This window comes from Aquimarina penaris, assembly GCF_040786285.1.
In the GTDB taxonomy this organism is placed as follows: domain Bacteria; phylum Bacteroidota; class Bacteroidia; order Flavobacteriales; family Flavobacteriaceae; genus Aquimarina.
In genome coordinates this window covers 615,760-633,766 of record NZ_JBFMKQ010000002.1, presented here as the reverse complement: position 1 = coordinate 633,766, position 18,007 = coordinate 615,760, and the positions used below count along the sequence as shown (strand labels likewise).

Here is an 18,007-nt window from a genome sequence, read left to right as displayed (position 1 = left end):
AGCATCAACTAGCTGTTAAATTATTATTAATTAACAAGCTCTTTCTTGATCAACCGCTATCTTTAAATCTGATTCAAACACATTACACAATCAGATGAAAAAATTACTTATATCACTCACGGTGATATGTGGCTGTTTTACTTCGTATGCTCAAGAATACTTTCCTAAAAACGACGGAGTTAAAACTACAGAGACTAATTACACCGTATTTAAAAATGCAACGATCCATACCAATCCAAATTCTGAAATCAAAAATGGAATTTTGGTTATCCAAAAAGGTAAAATTATCGAGGTAGGCACTTCAGTTTCTATCCCCGATAATAGCATCATTATCGACCTTAAAGGAAAACATATTTATGCTTCTTTTATTGATCCGTTTACCAATTTTGGAATTAAAAAGCCAAAAAAACAAGGGGGTAGTATTTTTAGCCCCGGTGCACAACCGCAGTGGACAGCTTCTAGAGAGGGGCATTACTGGAATGATCATATTCGTCCTGAAACAAATTCGTTAACTCATTTTAAATATGATGATAAAAAAGCTACCGAATATATAAAACAAGGATTTGGGGTATTAAATACCCATATGCCAGACGGAATCATTAGAGGAATAGGAGTCTTAGTAGCATTAAATAATCATGGTACTAAAGGTGAACGATTACTAAGTGATGCGTCTGCACAATTTTTATCCTTCACAAAAAGTAACGCAAGTAAACAAGTATACCCTACATCCTTAATGGGAGCTATGGCATTACTAAGGCAAGTGTATCATGATGCAACATGGTATAACTCTGGTAATGCGGATAATAAAGACTTGTCCTTAGAAGCTATTAATAGAAACAAAAATCTTCTACAAATTTTTGAAGCCGGAAGTCGTATTCATGGTTTTAGAGCCGATAAAATTGGAGATCAATTTGGGATCCAATACACTCTTGTAGGTGGTGGTGACGAGTATGCAAGGATTGATAAGGTAAAGGCCACCAATGCTAATTATATTATTCCGCTAGACTTTCCTGATGCCTATGATGTAACAGATCCATATACAACTTCCTTGGTAAGTCTTGGAGATATGCGCCACTGGAATCAAGCTCCTGCTAACCCTTCGGTATTGGCAAAAAATGGAGTTTCTTTTGCATTAACAACACATAAGCTTAAGAAAATAACAGACTTTAATACCCGAGTACTAAAAGCTATCGAGTATGGATTGGACAAGAAAACTGCTCTAGAAGCTTTGACCACAATTCCTGCAAAAATCCTAGGAAAAAGCAATCTTTTGGGTAGTATCAAAAAAGGAGCATATGCCAATTTTTTGATTACAAAAGATGAGTTGTTTTCAAAAGAGAATATTATATACGAAAACTGGGTTCAGGGTCAAAAAAATATAGTTAACGATATGACTGTTACGGATATCAATGGTACATACGCGCTTACTGTAGCAGGAAAAACGTATGATCTTTCAATTTCTGGTAAACCCGCTAAACCTAAAGCTACTATAAAGCTTGGTGAAACAAAATTAGGTACTAAAATTAATTACCAAGACGATTGGGTATCCATAACTTTTACTGATGCAGATACTACCAAAACCAAATACACTCGAATTGTAACTGCTTTAGGAGATACTCCAAATTTTTGGAGTGGTAAAGCCATTCTGCCAAATGGATCTGAAACTAGTTTTACCGCTGAAAAGAAACCAAAAAATACTTCAGATAAAAAAGAAGATAAAAAACCTTCTGACAAAAAAGAAAAACCCGAGCTGCTACCAATAACATACCCTAATATTGCCTATGGAAGCACAAATCTACCTACTTCTGAAAATATTGTATTTAAAAATGCTACAGTATGGACCAATGAGTCTGATGGGATCTTAACTGAAACTGATGTATTAGTAAAAAACGGAAAGATTGCTGCCGTAGGTAAAAACCTTAATGCCGGAAATGCTAAAGTTATAGACGCAACAGGAAAACACATTACTGCGGGGATCATCGATGAGCATTCTCATATTGCAACTGCTGCAGTTAATGAAGCAGGGCATAACTCTACCGCAGAAGTAACTATCGAAGATGTAGTTAATCCCGATGATATCAATATATATCGTAATCTGGCAGGAGGTGTAACTTCGATACAAATTCTTCATGGCTCTGCTAACCCTATTGGAGGACGCTCGGCGATTATAAAATTAAAGTGGGGTAACAATGCCGATGATCTAATCTATACCAACTCTCCAAAGTTTATCAAGTTTGCACTTGGTGAAAACGTAAAACAAAGTAATTGGGGAAGTAAAACAAGATTCCCTCAAACCAGAATGGGAGTCGAACAGGTATATACAGATTACTTCAATAGGGCAAGAGAATACGACAAGCTTAAAAAAAGTGGTCAACCCTACCGTAAGGACACAGAGATGGAAACATTAGTAGAAATCCTAAATGGCCAACGGTATATAAGTTGCCACTCCTACGTACAAAGTGAGATTAATATGCTCATGAAAGTTGCGGAGAAATTCAATTTCAGAATAAACACTTTCACTCATATCCTTGAGGGATATAAAGTTGCAGATAAAATGGCAGCTCATGGTGTTGGTGGTTCTACATTCTCAGATTGGTGGGCCTATAAGTTCGAAGTTAATGATGCTATCCCTTATAATGCAGCAATTATGCATAAACAAGGTGTTGTGACTGCAATTAATAGTGACGACCCAGAAATGTCACGTCGCCTTAATCAAGAAGCGGCAAAGTCGATAAAATATGGTGGTGTTTCTGAAGAAGAGGCATTAAAGTTTGTCACCTTAAACCCAGCCAAACTACTACATATCGATAATCGAGTAGGAAGTATCAAAGTGGGCAAGGATGCAGATTTAGTAGTATGGACAGACCATCCTCTTTCTGTATATGCTAAAGCCGAAAAAACAATTATTGAAGGTGCTATCTATTTTGATCTCGAAAAGGATAAAGCCATGAGAACATCCATCGCATCAGAGAAAAACAAGCTTTCTACCATGATGTTAAAGGCCAAAAACAACGGTTTAAAAACGCAACCTCCAAAGAAAAAAGAGCAACAACACTTTGAATGTGAAACTATAGAAACGATTAATTAAGAAAACGAAACATGAAAAATATATTATTCATAGTAACATTGTTTATTTTTTTCTTCGGAAAAACAATGGCACAGCAAACTCCGGCAAAAGCGCAAAGTGAAGCCATAACGATTACTGGTGCTACAGCCCATATTGGTAATGGAGACGTTGTTGAAAATAGCATTATCATTTTTGAGAACGGAAAAATAACAGAGATAGGTTCTTCAGGAAGTACTACACCAAAAGGAAAGGTAATAGATGCCTCTGGAAAACATGTTTATCCGGGTTTTATTGCTCCTAATTCTACTCTAGGCTTGGTAGAGATTGCTGCTGTGAGAGCAAGTAGTGATGATGTCGAATTAGGGAGCTATAATCCTCATATTCGAAGTATTATTGCCTATAATGCAGAAAGTAAAATCGTAGAAAGTATGCGCCCAAATGGTGTTTTAATGGCACAGGTTACCCCTAGAGGCGGAAGAATTTCAGGAACCTCATCTATTGTGCAATTAGATGCCTGGAATTGGGAAGATGCAACCATAAAATTAGATGATGGAGTACATATCAACTGGCCAGACAGCTATACAAGAGGGCGTTGGTGGCTTGGAGAAGAACCAGGCTTGAAACCTAATAAAGACTATGCAAAACAAACCAAAGAATTAAAAGAATTTATACTTGAAGCAAAAGCTTCTTTAAAGGCAAAAGATATATCTAATAAAAACCTTCCTCATTATGCAATGAAAGGAGTTTTTGATGGTTCAAAGACGTTATTTATTCATGTTAGTGCCGAAAAAGCGATCCTTGAAGTTTTATCGTTTGGTAAAGAGTATGGTGTACAAAAAATAGTAATTGTTGGAGGTGATGAGGCTTATAAAGTAGCTTTACAATTAAAACAAAACAATGTACATGTTTTATTAAAAAGAACACATACAACGCCTAATTATGAGGATGATGATTATGATCAACCTTATAAAAATGCAAAATTATTAATCGATGCTGGTGTACTGGTTGCCTTACAGAATAGTGGTGGTATGGAACGTGCCAATGCACGTAATCTTCCTTTTCAGGCAGGAACGGTAGCAGCACATGGATTAGATAAAGAAAAAGCACTACAATTGATTACTGGTAATAGTGCTAAGATTCTGGGTATCGATACTATAACCGGAACTCTGGAAAAGGGTAAAGACGCAACCTTATTTATTAGTATTGGTGATGCTTTAGATATGCGCACGAATCAATTAGAAAAGGCATTTATCCAGGGAAGAGAAATTAGTCTTGAAAGCCATCAAACCAAGCTTTGGAAACGATATAGTAATAAATATGGACAGTAGAAAAAATATAAAACCTCACAGGCTATTAAGATCTGTGAGGTTTTAATTTCAATTTTTTGTATGTATTCAATTTTTGAACTCTTTTATATCTTCAAGTGCGCTAATTAGCATATTTACATGATTTAGCGTACAACTTTCTCCCATAATACCGATTCTCCATATTTTACCGGCAAAAGCTCCTAAACCACCACCTACTTCTATATTATAATCATTAAGCAATTTTGATCGAATGAGCGATTCATCGTTTCCTTCTGGTAGGAAAACCGAATTTAAGTTTGGTAAACGATATTGCTCTTCAACCAAATACCTAAACCCTAACTGTTCTAATTTAGTTTTAAGTACTTGATGTACATCTTGATGTCTTTTCCATCGATTTTCGAGACCTTCTTCTAAAACAATTCGTAATGACTCTCTCAAAGCATATACCGAAGACACTGGCGCTGTATGGTGATAAGCACGTTTAGCTCCACCCCAATAATTTTTGACCAAGCTAAGATCTAAAAACCAGCTTTGCACTTTGGTTTTTCTATTTTCTAATACTTTTAAGGCTCTATCAGAAAAGCTAACAGGGGACAATCCAGGAGGAGCACTTAAACATTTTTGAGTCCCTGTATAAATTGCATCTATGTCCCAATCATCAACTCTAAGCTCCATACCGCAATATGAGGTTACCGCATCCACCATTAATAATCCTCCTGCATCATGAACCAAATCACTAATCTCTTTCAACGGTTGTAAGGCACCCGTGGAAGTCTCTGCATGTACCAGAGCTACAAGTTTTGGTTTTGGACACTTATCCAGTACTTTTTTTATATCATCTGGAGATACTACAGTTCCCCATTCTTTTTCGATTTTATGTACTGTGGCCCCGCAACGTTCTGTAATATCGGCCATCCTACCTCCAAAAACACCATTAATACATATAATAGCTTCATCTCCTGGTTCCAAAAGATTCACCAAACAAGTTTCCATACCTGCGCTTCCGGGCGCTGATACCACAAAGGTGAGATGGTTTTTAGTAATAAAAGTTTCTTGTATCATTTCTTTTACCTCATCCATTATCGTTACAAATTCGGGATCTAAATGACCAATTAAAGGAGTAGACATGGCTTTAAGTACTCGTGGATGTGCATCAGATGGGCCAGGACCCATTAAAATTCTATTACTTGTGTTGAGCTCTTTATACATATGGAAATTTTTGTATGATTAACTATATCGTTTTCGTAAAATTAGAAAATTTTAAACGTGTAGATTTTTAACCCCTACCCTTTTCATTTAAAAAACGACTCAAAATTGATGATTTTATAATCAAAATCAGAAATCAACTTTACATATTATGATTTCCTGAAAAAAGCCCTCTTATTTTTATCAAAAAAAGTTTTGGCTTTGCTAATAAAAAACCCTGACAATATAATGTATTGTCAGGGCTTATACTTGTACTTTTACTTTTTATAGAGTTTCCTTTTCAGTTACAGGTTTCTTAAATAATGAAGGCAAAGGTTTTTCTTTGCTAGCACTTGAATTAACAAAATTCCGTTCACTTTTAACATCGCCTACTTCACCATCTTTGTATTCCCTCCATTTAAGAGTTTTGGGAAGCAATAATCCATTAACATCGTTCCAGTCTGAATATTCAATAAGACTTATTCGTTCACTACTTTCTTTGCTAAAAAATGTAACTGTATATCCTAAAAATTTCATCTTCTTAGAAGTTTCATCATAATAAATGAAATAATTATCTTTCGGAGAATCTCCTACTCCATCACCATACGAAATTTTATATCCTGGATATGAGACATCTTCCATTTTAAGAGCATCAACTTTTTGATAAGAAATTCCATCATCTCCTAAAACAAAGGGCATGGCATAAAAATAAAACATTAGGTTATGATAAAATCTAGGGTTCCCTTTAAAATATGTTGAATCTTGCTCTAACCATGCTTCTTTACCATCAAAACCTAAAGTAAATTTATCGGTTTCAATACGTGCATGACGAGTTTTAAGGTCTGTTATATGCTTTTCATTTCCTTCGGGATTGGTCATTTCGAAAATTAAGGTATTCATTTGATCAAAAGCCTGGATCCCTCCGTGAGCTTTAAAAACTGAAGCGATATCTTCTGGAAAATCTTTAGATCGATCTAGAACTACAGCTTCTTTTGGTGTTTCTGAGGTAATAGTTTCTTTTTCTGATTTTGTTTCCTGTTTACAGGATGCAATAACAATAAGTAAAACGAATAGTGCGAGTAATCTTTTCATGAGTAAGGATAGTATAGTTATAAGTTACTTTTAAAAGTGAAATAGTCAGGTATACTAATACGTCCTTACAAGAAAAATCAAGTTTTTTGCTTTTTCTTTTTTGCGGCAGGAAAGAGCACGTTATTTAAAATTAAACGATAGCCGGGTGAATTGGGATGAAGCTCTAATTCGGTTTTAGGATCTCCCACTCTATGTGTGTAATCTTCAGGATCATGTCCTCCGTAAAAGGTAAAGAATCCCTTACCTTTAATACCATGTATGTATCTTGCTTCACCATTGGTTTTATTCTCCCCCAACGTAAGAACATTAGATCTGATTTCGTTAGGGTTATATGCCGTTGTTTGTCCCATAAATCCTTTAACCAATGCCGTATGATTTTGACATAACATTGTAGGGATAGGATCCCATTTAGCAGAGAAATCCATTAAAGTAAAGTAATCTGTTGTTTTAGAAATCCGACGATTTCTTGTCATATCAATAGAAGAGAATTCATATACATTTGGGCTTCTCTCTAATGTAAAATTTTTAAATGCAAAAGTCTGACTATAATCTATTTTAGATTGATACCCTGGTTCGCTAGGATCACCATCAAACATGGGTTCACAAATATCCACACCTTGTGCAGCTAAAGCGATCTCAAAACTATCGGTTGCACTGCACATAGCAAACATAAACCCTCCTCCAACGACATAATCTCTAATTTTTAATGCCACTGCAAGTTTTTCTTGAGAAACCTTCTGATAGCCCAGGGATTTTGCAAGCTTTTCGGCTTCAGCTTTTTCTTTTATATACCATGGCGCAGCTCTATAAGAAGCATAAAATTTACCATATTGACCAGTAAAATCTTCATGATGCAAATGCAACCAATCATACAAAATCAAATTATCTTCTAGTACCTCTCTATCATAAACAGTTTCATAAGGAATCTCGGCAAAAGTAAGTACCATAGTCACCGCATCATCCCATGGTTGATTTCCTTTTGGAGAATATACTGCTATTTTAGGAGCTTTTTCTAAAATCACAGCTTCCATATTCTGTGATGGACTACTAATTTCTTCAAGAATTTCCTCGGTTTCGGCATTACTTATTACTTCATAAGAAACTCCTCGAATGGTGCATTCTTTACGGATATTTTCGGTATCAGGTAAAAGAAAAGATCCTCCTCGATAATTAAGTAACCATTTAACTTTAAGGTCTTTGCTTAACGTCCAATAAGTTATGCCATACGCTTTTAAATGATTCTGCTGCCCATCTGCGTCCATAGGAATGAGTACGTAAGACGCATAGGATTGAAATGTAAATAAGAAAATTAAAACACATACAAAATGGTAAGCAAGTTTTTTGGATATATACGCTTGCTTAGCTATTAATTTTGTTTTAGAAGGGCACTTCGTCGTCATCACTAGAATCATTTATACTACTCCCAAAAGCTTCATCTGCACTAGGAAGATGGCTTGTATTAAATGGATCTTCTTCTTCTCCTTCATTCATTTTTGAATGAAACTCAAAAGGAGTACTAAAGTCATCTAAGTTATCAAATTTACCTAAGTGACCAATAAACTTTAACCTTATATTGTCTAAACCACCATTACGATGCTTTGCAACGATGAATTCTCCTTGACCTTGAGTAGGCGATCTTTCTTCGTCATCCCACTCGTCAATTTTATAGTATTCTGGTCTATAAATAAAGGATACAATATCTGCATCCTGCTCGATAGCCCCAGATTCACGAAGGTCACTAAGTAAGGGCCTTTTACTACCTCCACGAGTTTCAACAGCACGCGATAACTGTGATAATGCAATTACGGGAACACTTAATTCTTTTGCTAATGCTTTAAGGTTACGAGAAATAGTAGAAATTTCCTGTTCACGATTTCCATTTTTACCAGTTCCTCCTGCAGTCATTAATTGTAAATAATCAATAACAATCATTCTTATCCCATGTTGAGAAGCAAGACGACGTGCTTTTGCTCTTAAGTCAAAAATTGATAATGACGGAGTATCATCTATAAATAAGGGTGCCTTTTCGAGATCTTTAACCTTTACGTTAAGCTGCTCCCATTCGTGTTTTTCTAGCTTACCGGTACGTAGTTTTTCTGAAGAAAGCCCAGTTTCTGAAGAAATCAAACGTGTAATTAACTGCACAGAAGACATCTCTAAAGAAAAGAAAGCTACAGGGATATTTTGCCCAACGGCCATATTTCTTGCCATAGACAAGGTTAACGCTGTTTTACCCATACCCGGACGGGCAGCCACAATGATTAAATCACTTGGCTGCCACCCCGAGGTCAATCTATCCAATTTATCAAAACCTGATGGTATTCCACTTAAACCTTCCTTGTTTGATATTTCTTGTATTTTTTTCTTCGCCTGAATTACTAAGTTCTGGGCTGTTTCTGTAGATCTTTTAATATTACCCTGGGTAACCTCATATAATCTGGATTCTGCCATATCCAGCAAATCAAAAACATCAGTAGTTTCGTCATATGACTCTTCAATGATTTCGTTTGAAATCTTAATCAAACTACGTTGAATATATTTTTGAAGAATAATACGGGCATGAAACTCAATATGGGCAGAAGATGCCACTTTTTGGGTTAGCTGTATCAAATAATAGTCTCCTCCGGCGAGTTCAAGCCTAGAATCCTTCTTAAGTTGGCTTGAAACCGTTAATAAGTCTATTGGTTCGGAGTTTTCGAAGAGTTTATATATTGCTTCAAAGATGTATTGATGTGCTTCTCTATAGAAAACATCAGGGTTAAGGATATCAATAATTTCATCAACCCCTTTCTTATCAATCATCATTGCCCCAAGCACAACTTCCTCTAAATCAACTGCTTGAGGGGGTATTTTCCCTTTCTCAAGCGATATTACGTTCCCCCGACCGTAACTTATTTGTTGAGATTGCTGTACTTTTTCCATAACCACGAATGTAAAAAAATTGTAAAGAGATGTACCTACATACAAAGATACGAATGTTCACCGGTCTTCAACAAATGAACTGTTAATAAGTAATTTTTATTGTTAATAAGCATAAAAAAATCTGAAGTTCAAAACTTCAGATTTAGGTACTAAGTGATTTTTTGGGGGTTAATCTTTAAAGACTCCCATATTTGCATATTTATCCATACGTTTTTCTATCAAATCGTCTGGTGATAAGTTTTTTAATTCTTCGAAAGATGTTAAAATATTATCTCGAACTGTTTTGAATGTAGTTTCACGATCGCTATGAGCACCACCAAGCGGTTCTTTTACAATTTCATCAATAAGTTTTTGCTTCTTCATATCCTTTGCGGTAAGTTTCAGCGCTTCGGCAGCCTGCTCTTTAAACTCCCAGCTACGCCAAAGAATTGATGAGCATGATTCTGGCGAGATTACAGAATACCAAGTATTTTCTAACATTAATACTTTATCACCTACTCCTATTCCTAAGGCTCCTCCACTAGCTCCTTCGCCAATGATTACAACAATAATAGGGACTTTTAGGCGGGTCATTTCTAAAATATTTCTTGCTATTGCTTCTCCCTGCCCTCTTTCTTCAGCTTCAAATCCAGGATATGCACCAGGTGTGTCAATAAAACTTACCACAGGAATATTAAACTTCTCTGCGCTTTTCATTAAACGAAGTGCTTTGCGATATCCTTCTGGATTCGCCATCCCGAAATTACGATATTGCCTGGTCTTCGTATTATATCCTTTTTGTTGACCGATAAACATAAAGCTTTGATTCCCGATTTTTCCTAAACCTCCAATCATTGCTTTATCATCTTTTACAGTTCGGTCTCCATGTAATTCTAAGAACGATTCTCCGCAGATCGCATCGATATAATCTAATGTATACGGCCTTGAAGGGTGCCTTGATAGCTGTACTCGCTGCCAAGGAGTAAGGTTCTTGTATATTTCTTTTTTGGTCTCTTTGAGTTTTTTTTCGATTTGCTTACAGGTATCTGTTACATCAACTTCGCTTTCTTCACCAATGGCGCAAGCTTTCTCGAATTGTTCTTCAAGCTCTTTTATAGGGAGTTCAAATTCTAAATATTCCATAATCAAGAATATAATTTATATTAACTAGGGTTAGCCGACAAATATAAAAACTTTACTTCGTAATGTTACCTAAAGTTGACTGTCTTTTTCTTTTTTTAGCATTTTTGAATATTCCATTTAGTATTACCGTGCAAAATATAAGAACTGCACCATAGTAAAATTGAGGGTTCATTTTTTCTGAATCACCAAAAATTAAAAATGCTAATGCTATGCCATATACGGGTTCTAAGTTAACTGTGAGCATAACTGTATAAGGACTCAAATACTTCATTACATGCACCGAACCTATAAAAGCATAGGCAGTACACACTGAAGCTAATATTAACATATATATCCAATCTGTAATAGATAATTGGAAAAAGGAAATTGTAAATCCTTCGAATTCTTTTCCAAAAAAAGTACTAATCATTAGATATATAGTGATTACTGCTACACCACATAACAATTCATAAAAAGAAATCATTGATGCATTATACTGTTGAGCTATCTTACCATTAATCAGTGAAAATATTGCAGATAAAAATGCAGAACATAAAGCATAAATAATACCCAACACATAATCTCCTTCGACATTGAAAATGATGTACAACCCACAAATTACCAACATTCCGAATAGTAGTTCATACCAAATTAGCCTCCTCTTGTAAAAAATTGGCTCTAAAATTGAAGTAAAGAATGCTCCTGTAGATAGCATCGCAAGTGTTATAGAAACATTAGAAACTTTGATGGCTGCAAAAAATGTTATCCAATGCAACGCAATAATAACACCTGCTATAAAAAGTGTGAAAAATAGTTTTCTAGAAACCGTAAGGGATATTCTTTTCGCTTTAATATATAAATAAATAAACCCTGAAGCCAAAAGCATTCTATACCAAACCAACGGGATTGCCTCTACAGATATCAATTCTCCTAATATGGCGGTAAAACCCCATACGAATATGATAAAATGCAAATGCAGATAATTCTGAAGTTTAGCGCTTAGCATTGAACAATAGATAAATAGCTAAAATCCCAAAAGATAAGTTAGGAAACCAAACCGCTACTATTGGCGGAAAATCAGACTGATTTGCCAGTGTACCTAATACTTTGTCGAAAAAAATAAAAACAAACGCTAATGAAATACCCACTGCCAGATTGACTCCCATACCTCCTCTCCTTTTCATAGAAGACACCGCCACACCAATTACGGTAAGGATGAATGCAGATATTGGAATACTCCAACGTTTATACGCTACTACCTTATATCGATTGATATCTGAAGATCCTCTTTTGCTTTCTTTTTCGATAAATTCACTCAACTGGGTGTAATTAAGCGTCTCTGCTACATAAGTCACGGGAGTAAATTCATCAATATTAAAAGGCAACATAGTATCTTTTTTTGGAGCCCTCTCTATAATATCTCTATCATCTAACACTTTTCGTTTTACATAATCACGTAATTCGTATATACTATCTTTAAATGTGATTCTTCTAGCCGAAATTTTGGTATCTAAAGCGTTACCGTTAAAATATTCTAAGGTAAAATTAGTGGCAGACTTTTCTAATGGCTTAAAATTATTAGCATATAAAAAAATACTATCATTAACCTGGCGATATACATTACTGGTTTCTTGCACTTTTCTTCCTTTCTTAAGGTAAGAATATTTAAACTCATTAAATCCCTGACTTGCTTTAGGAGCCAAAAACAATCCCATAGCCAGCGCTCCCACACATATAATAACAGCTCCAATCATGTACGGTCTTAAGAATCTCCAAAAAGAAACTCCCGAACTTAAAAATGCAATAATTTCAGTTTTATTCGCAAGTTTTGAAGTAAACCATATTACAGATAGAAATACAAATAGAGGAAACAATAAATTAGCAAAATACACTGTAAAATCCAGATAATATCCTACTACCGCATTTACAGGGACCTTATGCTCGAGCATATTATCGATCTTTTCAGAAAGATCTACAATAATCCCAATAGGAATAAAAAGTAAGATCATTGTGAAAAATGTACCTAAATATCTTTTAAGTATGTACCAATCTAATATCTTCAAATTACAATCTTTTATCCATTTGTTTAACCATCATATTCTTCCAAGTATAAAAATCTCCAGCTAAGATATGCTTTCTGGCTTCTCTAACCAACCACATATAAAATCCTAAATTATGTATCGTGGCTATTTGTTTTCCTAATAACTCATTCACCGAAAAAAGATGTTTTAAATATGCCTTAGAATATTCGGTATCTACATAAGTAATTCCCATTTCATCAATAGGCGAAAAATCGTCTTCCCACTTTTTATTCTTCATGTTGATGGTTCCATGGGCCGTAAATAACATTCCATTACGTGCATTACGAGTAGGCATAACGCAATCAAACATATCTACTCCTAAAGCAATATTTTCTAAAATATTAATCGGTGTACCCACTCCCATAAGATAACGTGGTTTATCTTCTGGCAAAATATCAGTAACCACTTCGGTCATTGCATACATTTCTTCTGCTGGTTCCCCTACAGATAGTCCTCCAATTGCATTCCCAACGGCACCTGCATTTGCAATATATTCTGCAGATTGCTTTCTAAGGTCTTTATAGGTGCTTCCTTGTACTATTGGAAAAAAAGCCTGATCATATCCATATTTAACCGGAATTTTTTCTAAATGTTGCATACACCTATCTAACCATCTGTGAGTCATGTGCATACTACGCTTTGCATAATTATAATCACAGGGGTATGGTGTACATTCATCAAATGCCATAATAATATCGGCTCCAATAGTTCGTTGTATTTCCATTACATTTTCTGGAGTAAATACATGGTACGAACCATCAATATGGGATTTAAATTTTACTCCTTCTTCTTTAATTTTTCGATTAGCAGATAACGAATACACCTGATAACCGCCACTGTCGGTAAGAATATTACGATCCCAGTTCATGAATTTATGCAACCCTCCTGCTTTTTCTAAAATCGGAGTTTGTGGTCTTAAATATAGATGATACGTATTTCCCAATATAATATCAGGATTAATATCATTTTTTAGTTCTCTTTGATGGACTCCTTTTACGGTACCAACAGTACCTACTGGCATAAAAATTGGAGTTTCAATAACACCATGATCCGTACTTATTTTTCCTGCTCTTGCTTTACTTTGTGGATCTTTGGATAAAAGGTCGAATTGCATAATTTACATTTGATAGAGCGCAAAGATAACTAACAAATTTAAGTTAGAGCTTAATGTCTATTCTTTTTACTTCCCTTGTGAGTAAGCTAGCATTTGAGCAATTGAGTATTTAAATATTCTTTTAGTGACTCACTTTATTACCTCAACATTGTTTAGTATATATTGATATGTTTAGCATCCACTTTGATAACGATATAATATAATACCTCTATAGATAAATCTCAAATTCTAATAGACTCACATACTCAAAAACTTCAATTCTATATTTCAAACATTTTAATAATCTAATAATGTTCTTGCCCTAATTTTAGGTATTCACCTAATGTAAAAAACATAGATTTTCGAAAACTTTTCGTTATTAACATCCGTTTCTTAATTAAAAGCTGCTTATACATTTTGCCACCGTATTCAAAACCTGTATTTTTGGGGCTTTATTATCAAGAAATCAGCATTATAATGCCAAAAACAAAACAATTAGAGGATTTTGCAACGCAAGTTCGTAGAGACATTCTACGACAAGTCCACAAGGTTAATTCTGGTCATCCAGGAGGTTCGTTAGGATGTACAGAATTTTTTGTCGCCCTATATCAAGAAATTTTAGAACGAAAAGGTGATTTTGACATGAATGGTATTGGAGAAGATCTTTTCTTCCTATCCAATGGCCATATTTCACCTGTTTACTACAGTGTATTAGCAAGAAGTGGATATTTTCCTGTTGAGGAACTAAATACTTTTAGATTAATCAACAGTAGACTGCAGGGCCACCCTACTACCCATGAAGGTTTACCAGGTGTACGAATTGCTTCTGGATCTTTAGGACAAGGTATGTCTGTAGCTATTGGAGCTGCCCAAGCTAAAAAATTAAATAATGACGAACACCTTGTATATAGTTTACATGGTGATGGAGAATTACAGGAAGGGCAAAATTGGGAAGCAATTATGTATGCTGCTGGTAAAAAAGTAGATAATCTTATTGCTACCATAGATCTTAACGGACAACAAATCGATGGATCAACAGATGATGTTCTTCCTATGGGAAGTTTAAAATCTAAATTCGAAGCTTTTGGTTGGGATGTTATGGAAATAAAAGAAGGAAATTCTATTACAGCTGTAATAGAAGGTCTTAATGAAGCAAAAAACAGAACTGGTAAAGGAAAACCTGTTTGCGTACTGCTACATACCGTAATGGGACATGGTGTAGATTTTATGATGCATACGCACGCATGGCATGGTAAAGCTCCTAATGATGAACAACTCGAAATTGGTTTAGCTCAAAATCCTGAAACCTTAGGGGATTATTAATTTACCAAATTAAAAAAGAAAATGAAAAAATATATAGATACAGGAAAAAAGGATACTCGTTCTGGTTTTGGAGCTGGTTTGGAAGAATTAGGTAAAACCAATGAAAATGTAGTAGCCTTATGTGCCGATTTAATTGGTTCATTAAAAATGGATGCCTTTATAGCCAATCATCCGGAGCGATTTTTCCAGATAGGTATTGCTGAAGCAAACATGATGGGTATTGCCGCAGGATTAACCATAGGCGGTAAAATTCCGTTTACCGGAACGTTTGCCAACTTTTCAACGGGACGTGTGTATGATCAGATTCGTCAGTCTATTGCATATAGCGATAAAAATGTAAAAATCTGTGCATCACATGCCGGCTTAACCCTAGGTGAAGATGGAGCTACACACCAAATCCTGGAGGATATAGGTTTGATGAAAATGCTACCTGGAATGACTGTAATCAATACTTGTGATTACAATCAAACTAAAGCAGCTACAATTGCAATCGCAGAACATCATGGACCTGTTTATTTAAGATTTGGAAGACCAAAAGTAGCTAATTTCACTGCTGAAGATCAAAAATTTGAAATTGGAAAAGCAGTATTATTACAAGAAGGTACCGATGTAACTATTGTGGCCACCGGTCATTTAGTATGGGAAGCACTACGCGCTGCTGAAGCCTTATTTGAAAATGGGATTAGCGCCGAAGTAATCAACATACATACTATAAAACCTCTTGATGATGAAGCAATCCTAAACTCTGTAAAGAAAACAGGTTGTATCGTAACTGCCGAAGAACATAACTTCTTAGGAGGTTTAGGAGAAAGTGTTGCTAGAGTTTTAGCTACCAATCACCCAACTCCACAAGAATTTATTGCAACTAAAGATACTTTTGGAGAAAGCGGAACGCCAGATCAGCTTATGGAGAAATATGGCCTTAATGCTGAAGCTATTATCAATGCAGTACAAAATGTAATGAAAAGAAAATAGTATACTTTATTTTAATATTTCAAAGCCTACTGAATAGAATTCAGTAGGCTTTTTATTTTTTTTAAGATTTTGAAAAGAATAAAAAATGACCGCAAACGTTTTTACAAGACTAGCCTATATACCAAAATCAACTATTTTTTTATTAATCTTTAATTTTTTTTACAATGAAAAACGTATTCATATTTCTAGTTCTTTTTGGTTCATTTACTGCATTTTCGCAAGAGAACAAAATTACTTTTGGAGTAAAAGCCGGTTTAAACTACGGGGATAATGGTCGAATTGAAGGAACTGATATTATAGAGTTAAGCGCAGATGATCGGGTAGGATATCATTTAGGAGTTTTCTTAAGAGGAAAACTTACCGATAACATATATCTAAAACCAGAACTACAATACACCGTAAATAATAGTACATATAAACTTGCTGGTGTAGATCTAGATTATAATATAAAAAAATTAGACCTACCCATTTTAGTAGGAATATCTGTTTTAGGTCCAATACATGTATTTGGTGGACCTGCTTTACAGTACATAGTAGAAAATGACCTTGAAAATGTAAGACTAGGAGATGTTAAAAACGAATTTACGGTTGGATTACAATTTGGAGCAGGAATACAATTAGAGCGTATTAATTTGGATATTCGCTATGAACGTGGTATCAGTAAAAATCGTGCCGAATCGAATACAGGAATCAGAGTAGACTCAAGACCAAACCAGCTTATTTTGGGCTTAGCTGTAGACTTATAATATAGTATTCTAAACAAAAAAACTCCGGTACGTGTACCGGAGTTTTTCATTAATTAATTTTTTAATTTTTCACCTCTCTATCATCAGGGTCTAAATGGTTTTGTATACCGTCTCCATCATCATCATAAAAAGTAATTTCGTCGGGTGTTGTAATACTATCATTTTTGATAATAGTTATAGTTATCTCATCTCTTGTTAATATACCATCATTATCATCATCAACATCCAAATAATTAGCTGCCGCATCACCATCTGTATTATCATCTTGCACTACACCATCTCCATCTAAGTCTTCTAAATAAGTAGGTAATCCATCTCTGTCATGATCAGATTGATTTACTTTATACAACTGTATATTAAAAATCAAAGGCGCATACGTAGGAATTGAACTTCCCGAAGGAGGAGTAGCAAAATAACCAAGACCTGAAGGCATAAATACAATAAGATGCCCAAAACCGCTAGCCGTAAAAGTACCATCCACCATATCAAAATCAATACTAGAAGCCTCGCCAAAACCAGGCATAGCCTCTCTAAATCCAGGCACCACATTCGTTAAATCAAACCAAACAGGAGTAACGGCACTATCAAATACATTAAAATCCTCATAAAGCAACTCTCCTCTATACGTTACTAATGTAGAATCAGCAAAAGTAGGTGTTCGTTTATCTATTCTTCCCTCATTGATATTTAAAATATATAATTTATACTTTACATCCTCTAAGGTAACTTCTTTTGTTATCAATTTCCCAGACTCCATTATAGACTGTTCTCCACTATTATCTCCAGCTATAGTATCCAGACTTGCAGTTTGATAATCGATAACGGTATCATTATTTAAATCTACATCTACAGGAGTAAAGAAATGTGTATTAAGATAATCTACTAACTGAGCATCATCTGTTACTTGTTGCTCTGCTCTATCACGTATAGGATCACCTACTAAAGGATTACCATCATCATCATTATTACAAGCATATAAAGCTACAGTTAAGAGTATAGCTGTAAAAATATATTTTTTCACATTCATTATGATTACTTTTTTGAAGGCGCAAGATACAATTTTCTTGTACTTTTGTTGAACAATTTTTTAATATAAAAACGCATTTTAACCATTT

The 18,007-nt window shown here is 34.9% G+C and carries 14 protein-coding genes; 5 read left to right on the top strand and 9 right to left on the bottom strand.

What is annotated here, in order from left to right:
• Positions 1–94: 94 nt before the first annotated feature.
• Positions 95–3,088: an amidohydrolase family protein gene (locus ABW637_RS12320; RefSeq protein ID WP_367584999.1), complete on the top strand. Its 2,994-nt coding sequence runs from the start codon at positions 95–97 to the stop codon at positions 3,086–3,088.
• A gap of 11 nt (positions 3,089–3,099) precedes the next feature.
• Positions 3,100–4,395 (top strand): amidohydrolase family protein, encoded by a 1,296-nt coding sequence (locus ABW637_RS12315; RefSeq protein ID WP_367584998.1) that lies wholly within the window; start codon positions 3,100–3,102, stop codon positions 4,393–4,395.
• A gap of 66 nt (positions 4,396–4,461) precedes the next feature.
• On the opposite strand, the gene ABW637_RS12310 is transcribed toward ABW637_RS12315, so the two are convergent.
• From ABW637_RS12310 to tgt, 8 genes are all read right to left on the bottom strand, one after another.
• Positions 4,462–5,583: a pyridoxal-phosphate-dependent aminotransferase family protein gene (locus ABW637_RS12310; RefSeq protein ID WP_367584997.1), complete on the bottom strand. Its 1,122-nt coding sequence runs from the start codon at positions 5,581–5,583 to the stop codon at positions 4,462–4,464.
• Positions 5,584–5,844: 261 nt separating this feature from the next.
• On the bottom strand, positions 5,845–6,651 hold the full coding sequence (locus ABW637_RS12305; protein ID WP_367584996.1) for a hypothetical protein: 807 nt from the start codon (positions 6,649–6,651) through the stop codon (positions 5,845–5,847).
• 77 nt (positions 6,652–6,728) lie between these two features.
• On the bottom strand, positions 6,729–8,051 hold the full coding sequence (locus ABW637_RS12300) for an asparagine synthetase B (protein WP_367584995.1): 1,323 nt from the start codon (positions 8,049–8,051) through the stop codon (positions 6,729–6,731).
• Entirely contained in the window at positions 8,029–9,573 is a 1,545-nt protein-coding gene (dnaB, locus tag ABW637_RS12295) for a replicative DNA helicase (protein WP_367584994.1), read from the bottom strand. Before dnaB ends, ABW637_RS12300 begins: the two co-directional genes overlap by 23 nt.
• Positions 9,574–9,741: 168 nt before the next feature.
• Positions 9,742–10,695 carry an acetyl-CoA carboxylase carboxyltransferase subunit alpha gene (locus ABW637_RS12290; protein ID WP_367584993.1) on the bottom strand — a complete coding sequence of 318 codons (954 nt, stop codon included), beginning with the start codon at positions 10,693–10,695 and terminating at the stop codon, positions 9,742–9,744.
• A gap of 52 nt (positions 10,696–10,747) precedes the next feature.
• The gene (locus ABW637_RS12285) at positions 10,748–11,680 is read right to left on the bottom strand and encodes a DMT family transporter (protein WP_367584992.1); all 933 of its coding nucleotides are present in this window, start codon (positions 11,678–11,680) and stop codon (positions 10,748–10,750) included.
• The gene (locus ABW637_RS12280; protein ID WP_367584991.1) at positions 11,667–12,737 is read right to left on the bottom strand and encodes an LptF/LptG family permease; all 1,071 of its coding nucleotides are present in this window, start codon (positions 12,735–12,737) and stop codon (positions 11,667–11,669) included. The genes ABW637_RS12285 and ABW637_RS12280 overlap by 14 nt, the downstream gene beginning before the upstream one ends.
• Before the next feature lies 1 nt (position 12,738).
• Complete coding sequence (tgt, locus tag ABW637_RS12275; protein WP_367584990.1) at positions 12,739–13,869, bottom strand: tRNA guanosine(34) transglycosylase Tgt; 1,131 nt, start codon at positions 13,867–13,869, stop codon at positions 12,739–12,741.
• 456 nt (positions 13,870–14,325) lie between these two features.
• Here tgt and ABW637_RS12270 point away from each other — a divergent pair, with 456 nt between their 5' ends.
• The 3 genes from ABW637_RS12270 (at position 14,326) to ABW637_RS12260 (ending at position 16,892) form a co-directional block, all read left to right on the top strand.
• Positions 14,326–15,171, top strand: coding sequence for a transketolase (locus tag ABW637_RS12270; RefSeq protein ID WP_367584989.1), 846 nt, complete (start codon positions 14,326–14,328; stop codon positions 15,169–15,171).
• Between the two features lie 21 nt (positions 15,172–15,192).
• Positions 15,193–16,146 carry a transketolase family protein gene (locus ABW637_RS12265; RefSeq protein ID WP_367584988.1) on the top strand — a complete coding sequence of 318 codons (954 nt, stop codon included), beginning with the start codon at positions 15,193–15,195 and terminating at the stop codon, positions 16,144–16,146.
• Between the two features lie 164 nt (positions 16,147–16,310).
• Positions 16,311–16,892, top strand: coding sequence for an outer membrane beta-barrel protein (locus ABW637_RS12260; protein ID WP_367584987.1), 582 nt, complete (start codon positions 16,311–16,313; stop codon positions 16,890–16,892).
• 61 nt (positions 16,893–16,953) lie between these two features.
• Here ABW637_RS12260 and ABW637_RS12255 read toward each other — a convergent pair whose 3' ends face one another.
• Complete coding sequence (locus tag ABW637_RS12255; RefSeq protein WP_367584986.1) at positions 16,954–17,919, bottom strand: FKBP-type peptidyl-prolyl cis-trans isomerase; 966 nt, start codon at positions 17,917–17,919, stop codon at positions 16,954–16,956.
• Between the last annotated feature and the right edge of the window lie 88 nt (positions 17,920–18,007).